This is a genomic window from Caulobacter sp. 17J80-11 (assembly GCF_014349105.1).
Taxonomy (GTDB): domain Bacteria; phylum Pseudomonadota; class Alphaproteobacteria; order Caulobacterales; family Caulobacteraceae; genus 17J80-11.
In genome coordinates this window covers 15,968-31,531 of record NZ_JACSJI010000002.1, presented here as the reverse complement: position 1 = coordinate 31,531, position 15,564 = coordinate 15,968, and the positions used below count along the sequence as shown (strand labels likewise).

At 71.2% G+C, this 15,564-nt stretch carries 16 protein-coding genes; 3 read left to right on the top strand and 13 right to left on the bottom strand.

The window, feature by feature from the left end:
• Positions 1–86 precede the first annotated feature (86 nt).
• The 3 genes from H8B08_RS02525 (at position 87) to H8B08_RS02515 (ending at position 2,889) form a co-directional block, all read left to right on the top strand.
• On the top strand, positions 87–824 hold the full coding sequence (locus H8B08_RS02525; protein ID WP_187448664.1) for a porin: 738 nt from the start codon (positions 87–89) through the stop codon (positions 822–824).
• 343 nt (positions 825–1,167) lie between these two features.
• Positions 1,168–1,899, top strand: a complete 732-nt coding sequence (locus tag H8B08_RS02520) for an outer membrane beta-barrel protein (protein WP_187448663.1) — start codon at positions 1,168–1,170, stop codon at positions 1,897–1,899.
• A 213-nt stretch (positions 1,900–2,112) separates the two neighbouring features.
• A complete protein-coding gene (locus H8B08_RS02515; protein WP_187448662.1) occupies positions 2,113–2,889 on the top strand; it encodes a hypothetical protein in 777 nt (258 codons plus the stop codon).
• Between the two features lie 52 nt (positions 2,890–2,941).
• On the opposite strand, the gene H8B08_RS02510 is transcribed toward H8B08_RS02515, so the two are convergent.
• The 13 genes from H8B08_RS02510 to pseH all read right to left on the bottom strand — a co-directional run bounded on the left by H8B08_RS02510 (position 2,942) and on the right by pseH (position 15,517).
• Complete coding sequence (locus H8B08_RS02510; protein WP_187448661.1) at positions 2,942–3,787, bottom strand: hypothetical protein; 846 nt, start codon at positions 3,785–3,787, stop codon at positions 2,942–2,944.
• Positions 3,788–3,809: 22 nt separating this feature from the next.
• Positions 3,810–4,685 (bottom strand): GIN domain-containing protein, encoded by an 876-nt coding sequence (locus H8B08_RS02505; RefSeq protein WP_187448660.1) that lies wholly within the window; start codon positions 4,683–4,685, stop codon positions 3,810–3,812.
• Positions 4,686–4,789: 104 nt separating this feature from the next.
• On the bottom strand, positions 4,790–5,929 hold the full coding sequence (locus tag H8B08_RS02500; RefSeq protein WP_187448659.1) for a GNAT family N-acetyltransferase: 1,140 nt from the start codon (positions 5,927–5,929) through the stop codon (positions 4,790–4,792).
• Between the two features lie 71 nt (positions 5,930–6,000).
• Positions 6,001–6,912 (bottom strand): DMT family transporter, encoded by a 912-nt coding sequence (locus H8B08_RS02495; RefSeq protein ID WP_187448658.1) that lies wholly within the window; start codon positions 6,910–6,912, stop codon positions 6,001–6,003.
• 53 nt (positions 6,913–6,965) lie between these two features.
• Positions 6,966–8,138, bottom strand: coding sequence for an AGE family epimerase/isomerase (locus tag H8B08_RS02490; protein ID WP_187448657.1), 1,173 nt, complete (start codon positions 8,136–8,138; stop codon positions 6,966–6,968).
• A 105-nt stretch (positions 8,139–8,243) separates the two neighbouring features.
• Positions 8,244–8,717 carry a DUF2269 domain-containing protein gene (locus H8B08_RS02485; protein ID WP_187448656.1) on the bottom strand — a complete coding sequence of 158 codons (474 nt, stop codon included), beginning with the start codon at positions 8,715–8,717 and terminating at the stop codon, positions 8,244–8,246.
• Positions 8,714–10,009 (bottom strand): SDR family oxidoreductase, encoded by a 1,296-nt coding sequence (locus tag H8B08_RS02480; protein ID WP_222934278.1) that lies wholly within the window; start codon positions 10,007–10,009, stop codon positions 8,714–8,716. The genes H8B08_RS02485 and H8B08_RS02480 overlap by 4 nt, the downstream gene beginning before the upstream one ends.
• A gap of 122 nt (positions 10,010–10,131) precedes the next feature.
• Positions 10,132–10,623 carry a single-stranded DNA-binding protein gene (gene ssb / locus H8B08_RS02475; RefSeq protein WP_187448655.1) on the bottom strand — a complete coding sequence of 164 codons (492 nt, stop codon included), beginning with the start codon at positions 10,621–10,623 and terminating at the stop codon, positions 10,132–10,134.
• A gap of 94 nt (positions 10,624–10,717) precedes the next feature.
• Positions 10,718–10,915: a response regulator gene (locus H8B08_RS02470; protein WP_370545390.1), complete on the bottom strand. Its 198-nt coding sequence runs from the start codon at positions 10,913–10,915 to the stop codon at positions 10,718–10,720.
• A 109-nt stretch (positions 10,916–11,024) separates the two neighbouring features.
• A complete protein-coding gene (locus H8B08_RS02465) occupies positions 11,025–11,489 on the bottom strand; it encodes a hypothetical protein (protein WP_187448653.1) in 465 nt (154 codons plus the stop codon).
• A gap of 11 nt (positions 11,490–11,500) precedes the next feature.
• Entirely contained in the window at positions 11,501–12,184 is a 684-nt protein-coding gene (locus tag H8B08_RS02460; protein WP_187448652.1) for a hypothetical protein, read from the bottom strand.
• Between the two features lie 57 nt (positions 12,185–12,241).
• On the bottom strand, positions 12,242–14,893 hold the full coding sequence (locus tag H8B08_RS02455; protein ID WP_187448651.1) for a transcriptional regulator: 2,652 nt from the start codon (positions 14,891–14,893) through the stop codon (positions 12,242–12,244).
• 69 nt (positions 14,894–14,962) lie between these two features.
• Entirely contained in the window at positions 14,963–15,517 is a 555-nt protein-coding gene (pseH, locus tag H8B08_RS02450; RefSeq protein WP_187448650.1) for a UDP-4-amino-4,6-dideoxy-N-acetyl-beta-L-altrosamine N-acetyltransferase, read from the bottom strand.
• Positions 15,518–15,564 lie beyond the last annotated feature (47 nt).

Genomic DNA, 15,564 nt, shown 5'->3' with positions numbered 1-15,564 from the left:
GCGGCCCGGCGGCCCTGCTTAGCTGGCGAACAACCGCGGAGCCCCTCCCCTCAAAGGCTCCGCGGGCCAACAAAGGAATAAGAGCAATGAAGAACGTTCTGTTCGCCTCCGCCGCCCTGGCCGTCGTCGCCCTCGCCGCTCCGGCCTTCGCCCAAGACGCCTCGGGCTACGTCGGCGCCTCCTACGCCAAGACCGACACCGACTTCGGCGATGCCGACACCTGGGGCCTGGACGGCGCCGTCGCCTTCAGCGCGACCGACAAGCTGGGCGTGCAGGTCGACGCCGGCTACGCCAACACCGACGTCGACGGCTTCGACTCGTCGGACGCCTATAACGCCAACGTCCACCTGTTCACCCGCAACGACGCGTGGGCCGTGGGCGGCTTCGCCGGCGTGACCGACGCCGAAGACTCCACCACCTGGAACATCGGCGCCGAAGGCGCGAAGTACCTCGACAACGTCACCCTGGCCGGCGCCGTCGCCTACGCCAACAACGACGACGCCGACGTCGACGTCTGGGGCATCGGCGGTGAAGCCCGCTACTTCGTCTCCGACAACTTCCGCCTGAACGGCGGCCTGTCCTACGCCGACGCCGACGTCGAGAAGGCCTGGACCGTCGGCCTGGGCGGCGAATACCAGTTCGCGGCCACCCCGGTCAGCCTGTACGCCGGCTACGAGCACACCAAGTTCGACGAAGCCGACATCGACGCCGACAAGTTCACCGTGGGCGTGCGCTACAACTTCGGCGGCCAGACCCTGAAGGGCCGCGACCGCTCGGGCGCCAGCTTCAACGGCGCCAAGACCGCTTTCGGCGGCCTGTTCTAAGATCTCGCCTTCCGGCTGCGGCCGGAACGAGGAGGAACGCCCCGGAGCTTGGCTCCGGGGCGTTTTCTTTTGCGGGGCTCTACGGAATCGGCGCGACGCGGACGCTTAACTGTTCGTGCGAAACCTGGGGCGGCCGACCCCGCGGGCGGCGCAATCCCGCCGCAATCGCCCACACAATGCCGCATTTCCGCCAAGGTCCGTTGCAGAACGAGCACGGTTCGCCGCACCTCGGCGGCCCTGGCTTCCAAGCGGCTTGTGAGCCCGTACGGCCAAGCTTAGCTGGCGATCCAACCGTGGCGCTTCCCACAAGCGAAACACCGCGGGGGAAACGCAAGGAAGTCTAATGAAAAACGTTCTGTTCGCCTCGGCCGCCCTCGCCGCCGTCGCCTTCGCCGCCCCGGCCTTCGCCCAGGACACCTCGGGCTACTTCGGCGCCGGCTACACCCGCACCGGCAGCGACGTCGAAACCTATGACCTGAACGCCTCGGTCGCCTTCAAGCCGACCGACCAGATCGGCGTGCAGCTCGACGCCGGCTACACCAGCCTGCAGATCGACGACGAGTTCAGCTCCGAGAACGCGTTCGGCGCCGGCGCCCACGTCTTCACCCGCAACGACCAGTGGGCCGTCGGCGGCTTCGCCGCCGTGTCGAACTCCGACTCGGTCAGCACTTACAACCTCGGCGTCGAAGGCGCGAAGTACTTCGACAACCTGACCGTGGCCGGCACGATCGCCTACGGCAGCAGCGACGACCTGGACGCCGACGCCTGGGGCGTGGGCGGCGAAGTCCGCTACTTCCTGACCGACAACTTCCGCCTGAACGCCGGCCTCGGCTACGCCGACGCCGACTACGACAAGGTCTGGTCGGCCGGCCTGGGCGGCGAGTACCAGCTGTCGAGCAAGCCGTTCAGCGTCTACGCCGGCTACACCCACTACCAGTTCGACGACGCCGACATCGACGAAGACAAGCTGTCGATCGGCATGCGCGTCTCCTTCGGCGGCCAGACCCTGAAGGGCCGCGACCGCTCGGGCGCCAGCTTCACCGGCGCGGCCGGCGTGTTCGGCGGCGCGTTCTAAGCGACTTGCGTTCCGGCGCCCGCGCCGGACACACGGCCTCAGGCGCCCCGGAGCCCCGCTCCGGGGCGTCTTCCGTTTGGGCCCGGACCTTTTGAATAACAGCGTTCGATTACCGCCGCGCTTGTGACCTAAACGGCACAGCCTACGGGGGAGCTTTACGGTATCAATTCTCCCTCGGGGGGAGCGTTCCACTTTCGACCAGGGGAAAGCTCCATGAAGTCCAGTCTGCTGGTTACGACGGCGCTCGGCGCCGTGTTCATCGCGGCCCCCGCCTTCGCCCAGGAGGCGGTGACGGGCTACGCCGACGTCGACTACGGCAACATCAATTTCGATTCCGACTTCGGGGACGACGACGCTAACGCCTGGTCGATCGGGGGCGCGGTGGAAATCCCGCAGCAGTCGTGGGGCATGCAATTCGACGTCCGATATACGGACGCCGACGATTTCACCGACCAGGGCGTGATCCAGGGCACCGCCCACGTCCACGCCCGCAACGACCAGGGCCTGATCGGCGGCTTCGCCGGCTTCACCGACTCCGACGTCAGCGACCAGACCTGGGTGATCGGGGCGGAAGGCCAGTACTATTTCGAGCAGAGCACCCTGTCGGGCTCGGTCGGCTATGGCCAGATCGACGACGCCGACGTGGACATCTGGGGCGCCACGGGCGGCCTGGCCTACTTCATCCAGGACGACTTCCGGGTCGACGGCGAGATCGGCTGGAACCAGGCCGAGGACGGCTTCGGGGATCTCGAGGTCTGGAAATTCGGGGTCGGCGGCGAATACCAGTTCCCGACCGTGCCCATCAGCCTGTTCGCCAGCTACGACCACCAGGAGTTCGATGAGAGCATCCCGGGCGACCTGTCATCCGACGCCTTCCGCGTCGGCATCCGCTGGAACTACGGCGGCGGCACGCTGAAGGACCGCGACCGCTTCGGCGCGGCCCTGAAGCCGCTGGGCGGCATCATCGGGGCCGGCTTCCCGTTCTTCTAAGACGGCGCGAGACGGCGCCCCGGCCGGCGGCCGGGGCGCCGATGCTCAGACCTCAGCGCCCGATCTTCACCTTGGCGAAGCCGGATTGGCTGGTGCGCTTGGCGCCCGTCACCTGGGCCACGCGGATCGTGCCCATGCCGTCGGCCGAGGCGTCCAGGCTGGCCGCGACGCCGTCGAACTGCACGTCACCCATGCCCTCCAGCGCGGCCTTGAAGGTCGTGGCGTTCCCGCTCTTGATGCGCACGTCGCCCATGCCTTCCAGCGACACGTCCACCGGGCCGTTGACGCGGTCGACGGTGATGTCGGCCATGCCCTCCAGGTCGGCGGTGAAGGCCCCGACGCTGACCAGGTGGACGTCGCCCATCCCCTCCAGCTTCACGATCGCAGCCCCGGCCCGCGTGGCGTAGATGTCGGCCACGCCCTCAATGTCGAGGTCGAGACGGCCCGACACGTCGGCGAACTTCCACGCGCCGCAGCGCTCGTGCGACAGGGTCACCGAGCGGGCCGCGCCGACCTCGCCGACCACCGCCCCGTCCGCCTCGATCACCACGTCCTGCGGCGTGTGCAGGACCACCACCGGCAGGTCCTTCACCGCCACGTTGCGCCGGCCGTGCAGCACGATGTTGCCGGTGTCGAAGTCCTTGCCGGATTTGCGGCAGTTCTTCAGGTCGCCGTCGTCCAACGTGCCGCGCACCACCGCGCGGCCGCCTTCCCAGAACAGCCGCGGGGCGGCGATGTCGGAAGCGCCCGGCCGGATCTCGACCTTCACGTCGCTGCGGGCCTCCGGCATGACGACGACGCGGGCCGCCAGGTCTTCGAGCCGCACGGTCTGAGTCGCAGCCGAGGCCGCGGGAGCGCCGGCCGCGAACGCGGCCGCCGAAAGAAGCAACGCTTTCATAGGTTGTTCCCCCGTTACCCGATCAGCGACCGACGACCACGTCGCCGGAGCCCATCACGCTCTTGCTGATCGACCCGGTGACCGCGCCGACGCGCACGTCGCCCGACCCGATCACCGAGGCGTTCAGCGTGTCCGCCGTGCCGCCGAAACGGACGTCTCCCGAGCCCGCGATCGAGGCCTTCAGGCGGCTGGCGCGTCCGGCGTCGACGCTCACGTCGCCCGAGCCGGCGATCGAAGCGTCGATCGGGCCGTCGACGCGGGCCACCCGCACGTCGCCCGAACCCGCGATCGAGGCGCGCAGCGCCTGGGTCGCGCCGGTCCGGACGTCGCCGGAGCCGGCGATCGAGGCCTGGAGGCTGGCGGAGGTCCCGGCTGCGACGTCGCCCGAACCGGCCACCGAAATCTTCATTTCGCCCTTGCTGTTGGCGACGGTCCAGTCGCCGCAGCCGGCTGCGCCCAGCTCGAGGCTGTCAGACCGGCCGATCGAACCGAACACGGCCCCGCCGGCGTCGATGTTGACGTCCATCGGCACCCGCAGGGTGATCAGCGGCGCGTCGGCCAGCTTCACCGGGGGCAGGCCGCGGACGTTGATCACCAGGTTTTCCGGCGGGTTGACCGCCGCGTCGAGGGTGGAGGCCCCGCCGTGGTAGTTGCAGCCCTGAATCCGGCGATCCAGATCGCCGTCGATCTCGACCTTGCCGCCGCCGCGCTGCGAAACCGTCAGTTGCGGCAGGTCGGCGCGGCCCTGGCGCACGTCGACGGCGATGTCGGAGCGAGCCTCCGGGATCACCACGACGCGGGCGACCGCGTTCTCGATCTCGACTTCCGGAGCCGCCGACGCGGCGCTCGCCGCACACAAGGCCGCCGCGGCCGCCGCGATGAACAGTTGAACCTTCATGACCCTCTTCCCTGAGCGATGCTTGAGCGGAAGGTGGGCCGACCGGCGCAGGCTGTCACTTTAAAAGGAAGTCATTACTTCGCCTTAATCTTGCCGGCCGCGGATCAAGCCGCCGCCTCGGACCTGCGCGCGAAGGCGGCCGCGGCCGCCGCCGTTCCCGCCAGCCGGGCCCAGGGCGTGGTTTCGCAGGCGTCGATCACCGCGAACCGGCGCCGCGCGCTGGCGCGGATGCGCGCCAGCGCGCTGTCCGGTCGCCGGTCCAGCGCGTCGAGCGCGCGCGAGGCGGCCGCGCGCCACCCGGGCTCCTCGACCTCGCCCTCCAGCACGCTCTGCGAGCCGTTGCAGAAGTACTTTTTATAAGACTCCCCGGCGAAGCCGAAATCGAAGGACCGCAAGCCGCGCCCCGCCCCCCACCGGATGGTCTCCTCAGTGAGCACGCCGCCGGTCCCGAACCGGCCGAAGCGCGGCGCGAAGGTCGGAAACCAGAAATGGTACCGCTCGCCAGCCCACAGGCCGTAGGTCAGGGCGACCGTCTCGCCCTCCCACTCCATCACCGACAGGCCGGCCCCGAACTCGCCCTCCCCCGCCTCCAGCAGGGCGGCCAGCAGGTCGCGGGTCCAGCCGCAGGCGAACACGTCGTGGCGGCGGGTGCGGCGGTACTGCTCGCGCTTGAGTTCGATCAGCCGGTCCAGCAGCTCGGGCGACCGGTCGGCGAACCGGAAGGCCGGCGTGCCGCAGTCGCGCTCGAAGGCGCGGCGCGAGCGGTCCTTGTTCTTGAAGTACTTGCCGTGCTCGCGCCGGCGCTCGGCCATGTAGGCGTCCCAGCCGTCCGGCGCGTGCGCCAGCAGGCAAGTCCGCTCGACCAGCCGCGGCCCCGGCGCGTCCGACCCGACCCAGCCGGCCACCTGCGCCTTCGAAGCGCCCATCAGGCCGCGCGCCTCGTCCAGGCCCGGTCCCTCGCCCGGGCGGGCGATCACGCCGTGATAGTCGTTTAGCGGCGCGGCGATCGGCTGGAGCAGCCGCCCCCGGCGTTGAAAGGGCAGGAAGCCGGCGATCTGCCCCGCCCGGTGCATCACCGCGACGCGGGCGTGGGGCGCGACCTTCCCGGCCGCGAGCGCGAACTCCGGCCGGAAGTACGGGCTGGCGTAGGCGGGATCGTCACGGACGATGTCGGTCCACAGCGCCCGCTCGGACGCACCGAGCTCGTCGGGCCGGACGATGTCGATCTGATACGGTGAAGTCATCGGCGTCCTTCTCGCCCCACAGGCGAGCAAGACCCGTTCCAACGCGGAGGCGCGCCGTTTCGGGACGCCGCTCAGGCGACTGCGGCGGCCTTGGCGGCGAGGGCGGCCCGCCTCATCCGCTGCTCGGCCAAGGCCACCAGCCCCACCCCGCCGATGGTCGCCGCGGCGCCCACCAGGATCTGCGGGGTCAGCACGTCGCCCATCAGGCCCGCCCCGATGGCGATCGACACCACCGGCGTAGCCAGCAGGTAGGGCGTCACCCGCCCCGCCTCGCGCCGCTGCACCAGCCAGAACAGCAGGCCGGTGGCGATCACGGTGGAGATCAGGGCGGCCCACACCACCGAGGCCCAGATCAGCATGTCCGCGCGCGCGATCGCGCCGGCCTGGTCGTGCTCGAACAACATCGAGCCCAGGAACAGACTGGGGGCGGCCACGAAGGCCAGGACGGCCTGCATCTTCAGCGGCGGCACGCCGGCCGCGCGGCGGGCGGTCACCGTGGCGAAGGCCCAGGCGGCGCTGGCCCCGGCCCCGACGACGATGGCCTTCCAGTCGTGCATGGCGCGCGGATCGGCGGTCATGAACACCACGCCGGCGAAGGCGACCGCCATGCCGACCATGGCCGGAACCGACAGGCGCTCCTTTAGCAAGAGCCAGGAGAACAGCGCCGAGAACGGGATCCACAGCTGCAGGCTGACCGCGTAGGGGCTGAGGTCGTCGGCCAGGGCGAAGCCCAGATAGACCAGCCCGAAGTGCACAGGCCCGCCGACCACGGCCAGCAGCAGCAGGTGCTTCAGATTCGGAAACGGCGGCCGCACGAAGAAGGCCAGGCACACGCCCGCCAGGGCGAAGCGCATGGCGCCGAGCAGCATGGGCGGCAGCACCTGGGTGGCCAGGGCGGCCGCAGCGTTGTTCACGCCCCAGATCACCACGATGGCGGCCAGGGCGGCGTATTCGAGCGGAGTGAGGCGCGACGAGTCGGACATACGAACTTCGGCGTCTAGCCCAGCCGTCGCCCGTCCGCCCTACACGTTGGGTTTCAATCCTTGTCCACCGCCTCCAGCAGGGCCGAGAGGCTGCAGATGATGTGATAGAAGGAGCTGGCCGGAGCCGGCTCCTCCACCCACGAACCGTCCGCCTTCAGCCGGTCGCGCCAGACGCCCGGCACGGGGGTGTCGAGGTAGCGGTTCAGGCCCCGCCAGGCGTTGACCGCCTCGCGCGCCTCGTCGGGATCGCCGGTGCGGCGCCAGCGGGCGACGGCGCACTTCAGGCGTTCGGTCTGCGGCCACAGGCGCGCGTCGGCGTCCACCACCGCGCCGTCCGCGGTCAGGGCGTTGACCGCCACCCCGCGCGCGGCGTCCAGGCCGTTGCGGCGGGCGAAGGCGCATAGCCGGTCGGAGGCTTCCAGGGCCGAGGCGCGGTGGCCCGCAGCCCGGTCGAACAGCCAGGCCCACTCAAAGCAGTGCCCGGGCTCCGCCAGGCGACGGGCGCCCAGAGGCGACCAGTTCTCGTCGAAGTACTCGCCCATGGCGTCGCCGATCAGGAACCGGTCCTCGGCCAGCCGCGCCAACTCCATGGCCAGCTTCAGCCAGCGGTCGCGGCCCGAGGCCTCCCACAACGCCAGCGCCGCCTCGAACAGGTGCATGTGCGGGTTCTGACGCCGCGGCGGCTGCACCTCGACCTCGCCCTCGTGGAAGCCGCCGGTCGGCCGGCGATAGCGCGCTTCCCAGAGGTCGAACAGGGCGTCGGCGGTGTCGAACAGGTCCGGCCGGTTCAGCGCCGCGCCCGCGTGGGCCAGAGCGAACAGCACGAAGGCGTGGTCGTAGAGGTCGCAGCGCTCGTCCTCGACGTCGCCGCGGTCGTCGAATGTGTGGACGAACAGGCCGTCCCCTCGCCGCCCGGCCGCCAGCAGGCGGTCCAGCGCCCGCTCGGCCTGCTCGGCCCACGGCCCCGACCAGCCCAGCCGGCCCAGTTCGCAGAAGCTGTAGATCTGCCGCGCCTGCACGCGCAGTCGGCGGGTCACGGGTTCGGGCCGGCCGGCCCAGGAGATCTGCTCGGCGAAGAGGCCCCGGTCGCGGTCGAAGCCGGCGTCGGCCCAGACGGGCGCCGCCTCCTCAAACAGCCAGCGGCGGGCGGCGGCGGCGGCGGCGGCGAGCTCCAGGTCCGGGCGGGCCTCAACCGATTCCCCCGACACCGACACCGACACGCCCATGCGACCTCCGCCCGGCGCGCGGCGCGCCGACCTCCACCGGGGCCAGCAACCCCTAGCGGGCGGCCAAGGTTCCGGCGCGAGGGGGGAAGGACTGGCGGTACGGCGTCAGAAGGTCGGCTTGGTCAGCATCAGCCAGTAGATGCCGACCACCGCGGCGAAGGCCGGCCAGCCGAGAGCGAACCAGCGGCGATAGAGCTGGTGGTAGCGGGCCGGCAGATCGGCGCCAGCGGTTACGGCCTCCTGGGCCAGGCGCTTCATCTGCATCTGCATGGCCACCACCGGGAGCCAGCACAGGCCGGTGAGGACGTAGAGGCCGTAGGCGGCCACGAGCCAGGACTCGGTCAGGCTGTAGCCCTGCAGGGCGATCAGGCCCACGCCCGACAGGGGCTGGACCACGACCGCGCTGGCCGTGAACACGAAGTCGGCGAGCACCACGATCTTCGCCACCGCCGCAACCGAGCGCGGATCGCGCGTGCGGTGGGCGGCGACCATGAAGAAGGCGATCCCGGCCCCGGTGCCGAACAGCACCGCGCCGGAGAGCACGTGGACCAGCTTGAGCAGAGGATAGAAGTCGATCATCGACGCTCGTCCGTGGCGGCCACGAACAGGCACAGCGCCAGGCCGGGCAGCGTCTTCAGCCAGGGGCCCAGCGGGTCCAGCCAGTATTGCGGCAGGGCCAGGGTCGCGGCGACCAGATAGCCCGCGGTCACCAGAGCCATCCCGATCGCGGCCCTCGCTGTGAAGCGGCGGAGCAGCAGTGCGAGGCCCAGCGCGATGTCGACCACCGCGCCGCCGCCGGCGATCCACGGCGCGGCCGCGCCGTAGCCGCCCTCGTGCAGGATCGCGACCGCGCCCTTCCAGCCGGGTCCGAAGGTGACAAGGCCGGTGCCGATCCAGAACGCGGCCAGCAGGGCGATCGCCAGCGGCCGCACGAAATAGAGCCGCGCGTGCCAGCGGTCCTGCACGGCGGCGGCCTGCTCGCTCAGGTACTGGTCCAGCGAGCGGGTGCGCAGGCCCAGGAGCCGCTCAGCGGCGCCCGCGTCGCCGCCCACGTCGTGGTTCATCTGGCGCAGGGAGGTGGTGCGCAGCGGCGAGGGCCAGCCCAGCCGACCCAGCAGGTCGCCGACGGCCAGCGCCGGCGCGGCCAGAACCGGCGGCACGCGCACCAGCGGCGCCGGCGCAAAGCCCAGCCAGCCGCGATAAGCCTTCAGCAGGTCGGCGAGCGTGAGGCTCTGAGGACCGGCCAGATCCAGCCGCACCCGCGCGGGCGCGCCGGGCGCCAACAGGCGCACCACCGCCTCGCAGACATCGGCCATGGCCACGGGGCGGAAGGTCTGGTCGCCGCCCACCACCGGAATGAAACCTGGAAAGGCGGCCAGCGCCCGGATCAGCGCCGTGCCGCCGAACACCCCGCGCGCCACCACCAGCGACGGACGAACCACCGCCCAGTCAAGGCTGGACGCCTCCAGCAGGGTCTCGGTCGCTCGCTTTGAACGGGCGTAGGGGGTGCCGGCGTCGTCGTCGGCGCCGACGGCGGAGACGTGGACCAGCCGGCGCACGCCGGCCGCCTCGCAGGCCGCGATCAGGGCGCGCGGCCCGCGCTCGTGCGCCACCGCCGTGCTGTCGCCCGCCCCGTCCTGCAGCACGCCGACGCAGTTCACCACCGCATCAACGCCTTCGAGCAGCGGGAGCCACGCATCAGCCTCGGTCAGGTCGGCGAAGTCGGCTCGCACCCAGTCCAGGGCGGGCGCCCGGCGTCGGCCGTCGTCCGGACGGCGCGCGCCCGCCCGCACCGCCCAGCCGGCCGCAGCCAGGGCGGCGGCGACATGCGCGCCGATGAACCCCGACGCGCCGAGAACCAGCACCCGCATGAACGCCCCCCGCCCCGCCGCTCATCTGCCGTGCCCCGGCTTGCCCGAGGGTAAACTGCAACCGAAAACGGCCGGGCTGCGAGAGCCCGGCCGTTTCCAGTTTCGCCTTGCGGACCCGCCGCTTAGAACGGGATCTCGTCGTCGAGGTCGAAGCTCTGCTTCGGACCGGAAGCCGGCTTGGCGGCCGGGCCGGCCGAGAAACCCGAACCGTAGTCGTCGCCGCCGCCGTAGGACTGGCCGCCGCCCTGGCCCGCGCCCTCGCCGCGGCCGCCCAGCATGGTCAGTTCCCCACGGAACTTCTGCAGCACGATCTCGGTGGAGTACTTCTCCACGCCCTGCTGGTCGGTCCACTTGCGGGTCTGCAGCGAGCCCTCGATGTAGACGGTCGAGCCCTTCTTCAGGTAGCTCTCGGCCACCTTCACCAGGTTGTCGTTGAAGATCACGACCGAGTGCCACTCGGTCTTTTCCTTGCGCTCGCCCGACATCTTGTCGCGCCAGGTCTCGGACGTGGCGATGCGCAGGTTGGCGACCCGGTCGCCGCTGTTCAGCGTCCGGATCTCGGGATCGCGCCCGAGATTGCCCACCAGGATCACCTTGTTCACGCTGCCGGCCATGGCCTGAGCCCCTTCAGAAACAGAATCGCGCGGCACCCTATCTGCGTCGCGCGACGATCCGAAATGGATTTATGTTCCAGTTTTGTTCCGACCGTCAACCCGCGGCCGCCTGGCCCCGCGGTCGCAAGGCGGCGCGCACCGCCGCGACCAGGGCTTCGGGCGTGAAGGGCTTGCGCAGATAGCCGGCCGGTCCGCCCGCCATGGCGCGCTCCCGCGTGGCCGCGTCGCCCTGGCCGGTGACGAACACGACCTGGACGGCGCACCGCTCGCGCACGAGCCGCGCCGCCTCGATCCCGTCCCTCGGAGCGGCGCAGCTGGACGGACACGTCGCCTACGATTGCGCGGGCGAGGCCAACGTCTTCACGCTCAGATTCCCACCGGCCTGAGCGCCGGGGGCGGCGTCAGCCCTGCGGCGCGGTGGCGGGCGCCGAAGCCGCCGGCGCGGTCGCGGGCGGCGTGGCTTCGGCCGGCGCGTTGCGCTTGTCCTTGGGGTCCATCGGGAAGGCGCCGGGGATGGCGAGGCGGCCGTCGCGCGAGCGGCGCAGGGCCACGAACCGCGGTCCCTCCAGATAGTCGGACAACGACACGCCGCCGGAGTCGACCCACAGGAACTTGCCCTGATAGGCGCCGACCACCTTCTTGCGCCCGCCGCCCATGCGCAGGAAGCGGATGCGCATCTCCTCGAGGCGGGCGGCGCAGAACTCCAACTGCTCCTGGTCGCGGGCCAGCACGCTGAACTTCACCGGCTTAGCCTTGTCGGGCTGGGTGACGACCCAGCACACGCCCCGGTCGGTCGGCGCCTCGGTGCGCTTCGCGCAGGCCGCCAGGGCGGCCGTCAGGGCCAGAATGATCGCAGCGCGCTTCATGCCGCCCTCGCCTATCGGGTTTGCGGAATGGAGCAGTTCGGGCCCTGCTCGACCAGCGTGCGGAAGCGGCGGTTGTCGTCCGACTGCTCGACCCGCTTGGGCACCAGGCGCAGGGTGGTGTCGCCCCAGCGGCCGTACGAGGCGCCGCCCGGGCGCTCGCACTGGCCGGCGAACAGCATCTGCACGCAGGTGTTCAGCGACACGCCGTCGGAAAGCTGGCGCCATTCCCCGCCCACGAAACGAAGGCACGCGCCGGTCGGGCCGGTGGCGACGGCGACCTGCGGCGCGGGGGCCGGCTCGGCCGCGGGCGCTTCGACCGGCGTGGTCGGCGCGGGAGCGGCGATCGGCGCGGGCGGCGGCGGCGCGAGCGAGGCGGTTTCGGCCGCGACCAGCGCGCCGGACTCGTCCAGACCCACGTCCAGCGCCTGGGCCGACACGCCGTTGCGGCGGGCGCACTCGGCCAGGGTCGCCTCACCGACGAACTGGCCGCCGACGTAGCACCGCAGATTGCGGGTGACGTCCAGGGTCGGCGCCTCGTCGACAGAGACCTGCAGGCCGCCCTTGGAGGCGGGCGGCGCCTCGGCCGGCGCCTTGCCCTTGCCGCCCATGGCGACGGCCGCGATCACGACGCCCGCGAGCACCGCCGCGCCGGCGCCGAGCGCCAGGACGACCCGCTGGTCTTTAGGAAACTGCATCGGCCTCGCCTAAGCTTCACCCGCCCGTGGGGAATAAGGCCCGCGCCGGGGCCGCCGTCAACCGCCGCCGAGACGCGACAGCGCCGCCTGATAGTTGGCGAGCTGGTTCTGGAGGTAGGCCGGGGCCGTCCCGGTGATCGGCTTCACTTCCGGCTTGCCGTCGGCGACGAGCGCCCGGTAGGCGCGCCGTACGGTCGACAGCACGGTGTCGAGCTTGCTGATCGCTTCCTTGAGGCCGGCCGGCGTGTCGATCGCCAGGTCGCGCGCGAGCTCCAGGCCGTAGACCGGTTCCTGGGCCTCCTTGTCCCCGGTCTTGCGCACCAGGCCCTCGGACAGGCCCAGGGCCGTCAGAGCGTCGACCCCGCCGTCGCCGGCCAGCACCTGGATCTCCGAGCGCGCGTCACGCGGCTTGATCTCCAGGCGGTCGACATCGCCGTCCTTCACCACCGTGACCTTGGCGCGGAAGCCGGAGGCGCGCTCGATCTTCTTCGCCACGTCGGCGAGGGTGTCATTGGCCGCGATCTTCACCGCGACGCCGTGACCGGCCGTCCCGGTCTTGATGAAGAACTGGTCGCCGGCGCGCAGCGAGGTCTGCGAGACCACCTTCTTGGAGTCGGACTGGTCGATGGTCCCGGTCGGGAGGCCCAGGCGGTCGAGCACGCTGGCCGCCCCCTTTCCGATCGCGATTGAGCTGGGGGCGGCTTCGCCTTCCTTGCCGGTGAAGCGCTGCGACCACTCGATCGCGCCGGTGGTCGGATCCAGCCGCACCAGGTAGCCGTCCTTGCTCCCGAGCGCGTCGAGTCCCGGCAGGGCGCCGCTGGACGCCCCGGTCAGCCACACCTTTCCGCCGGACACCGCCATGGACGCCGCGCTGTCGGTCCCCGTGCCGCCGAAATAGGTCAAGCGGTCTGCGGCGCCTGCCGTCAGGCCGGGATCGAGCGCGGCGACGAAGGCGTCCGTGCCGCCGGCGTGGGTCTTAGTGATCGTGCCCGCGGAGAGCGCGCCGTTCCCGGTCGAGCCGGCCACGATCAGCCGACCGTTGTCGACCGCGATGCCGGTGATCGCGCCGCCCATCAGATCGCCGAGGTCGCGGGTGGCCGCCAGGGTCGGCGCGCCGGTCGGCTGCAGGTCGAACCGGCGCACGACCGCGTGGCCCTCGTCCGTGCCGCCGACCAGGATCGAGCCGCCGTCCATGGTGATCGCGGCGGCCTTGTCGTTGCCCACGCCGCCGAACTGGGTCGAGAAGCTCAGCGTCCCCTTGGCGCTGAAGCCCTGCAGGTAACCGTCGTAGCCGCCCAGCCCGGCCGCGCCGGGCATGGCCGAACGCGCGCGGCCGGCGACATAGACCGAACCGTCGGCGCCGAAGGTGACGGCGGCGGCTTCGTCCGCTTCGCGCGCGCCCCGGCGCTGGGTCCACATCTCGTCGCCCTCGGCGTCGTAGACGCTGACGAAGCTGTCGGAGGTCTTGGCGTCCAGGCCGTCGTCGCCGCGATCGAGCTCGCCGGTCACCGACCCCGCCACCGCCACCTTGCCGTCGTCCGAGACGGCCAGGGCGAAACCGCTGGCGGTCTCCGCGGCGCCCAGCGTGCGGGTCCACACCAGCTTGCCGGCCGAGTCGTACTTCATCAGGGCCACGTCCTGCGCGCCCTTGATCGCCTGCCCGTCGGTCGTGTCTGTCACGTCGGCCAGCACGTAGACCGAGCCGTCGGCCGCCGCGGCGGTGGCGCGCACCGCGCCCACTTCCTTGCCGAGGGTCGTCTGGAAGGCGCGGCCGTCGACCTGGGTCGAGGCCGCCGGCGTCCCCGACGCGACCTGGTCGGTCTGGAATTTCAGCAGTTGCTGGGTGGCGTCGGTCTTGCCGTACTTCTGCGCGAGATAGACCGCATCGGCGGTGTCGGGCGCCGAGAACGAGACGGTCTCGACGGAGCTGCCCTTGATCTTCAAGGCGTACTGGTCCGGCCCGGCCGGCAGGGTGACCGCCTTGCCGCCGACGGTTACAGTCTTGGCCTCGCCAGGAATGCGCTCGCGTTGCAGACGGGTCTCGAGCCCGGCGCCCTTGAGCTTGCCGTTCACGTAGTCGATGACCGCGGCCATGGTGCGCGGCGTGGAGCCCATGTCCGACAGATCGATGTCGACACGGACGTCGGCGCTGCCGACCCGCTTGGCGTTCATGCTGAACCGGACGTCGCCCTCGAAGGCGGGGACGACGGCGTCGGGGTCGCCCTGAGCGATCACCCCGCCGACGTAGTCGGTCTGATTGCGGGGCACGCCGCCGCTCTTCAGTTTTTCCGCCGCGACGCCGTTGACGAACTTCAGCTTGTCGAGATCCAGCCCGTCGACGAAGCCGTTCAACTCCTTCAGGCCGGCCTCGAAGCGGCGCGCGATCAGCGCCTTCTCGGTAGCGGACACGCCCTTCGAGTCCATCCGCCCGGCCAGACTGCGCAGGGTGTCGAGGCCCTGGTAGAGGGCGAACAGCTTGCGGTAGTCGTCGCTGGCGCCCGCCACATCAAGCTTGGCGGCGTTGACGTCGACCAGCTTGCGCCCGGCCAGGGCGGCGCGCAGACGGTCGTCCAGCGCCGGAACCTGCGCCTTGGGATCCCAGGGCGGAGTCGGATCGGTCTTCTTCTTGACCGTGGCCGCGCCCGACGACGTAGACGCGAACGTCGACGCGCCGCCGAACAGACCCAACAGATAGCTGTTGTCGATCATCGGGACCGAATCCTCCGCTCCCGACTATCGGGGCGGAAAACTTAAGATCCGTTAAGAAGCGACGTTCTCTCAGGCCGCGATCAGGCGCGAGGCGGTCAGGCCGCGCACATAGGCCGGACGGCGCGCCCGCCATTCGTCCGCCAGCATGGCCAGCAGCACCACGTCACGGAACCGGTCGCCCTTCAGCGTATGGCTGCGCAGATAGCCCTCGCGCCGGAAGCCGGCGGCGGCCTGGGCCTTGAGGGCGGTCTCGTTGTCGGCCAGCACCTCGGCCCAGACCTTGTTCAGGCCCAGATCGTCGAAGGCCCGGTCCAGGCCCAGCGCCTGCGCCGCCCGTCCGACCCCCCGGCCGCGCGCGTCGGCGTCGCCGATGTACCAGCCCCACTCGGCGCGCCGATCACAGCCGTCCAGCCCCCGCAGGGTCAGGAAGCCGACCGGCCGCTCGCCGTGGACGATGATCCACCCGCGCGAGCCCGAATCCTCGCGGAAGCGGTCGAACCAGCGCTCATGCTCGTCGAGGGTCTGGGCGGCGCGCCCGCACATCCAGCGGTCGACCTCGGGCTCTCGCCGCCAGAGGAACAGGCGTTCGCTGTCGTCTTCGGTGAGGTCGCGAAGCTGGATCATGCGACAATTATGGCTCAGTCGGGCCGCCCCGGAAACCGCACCCCGAT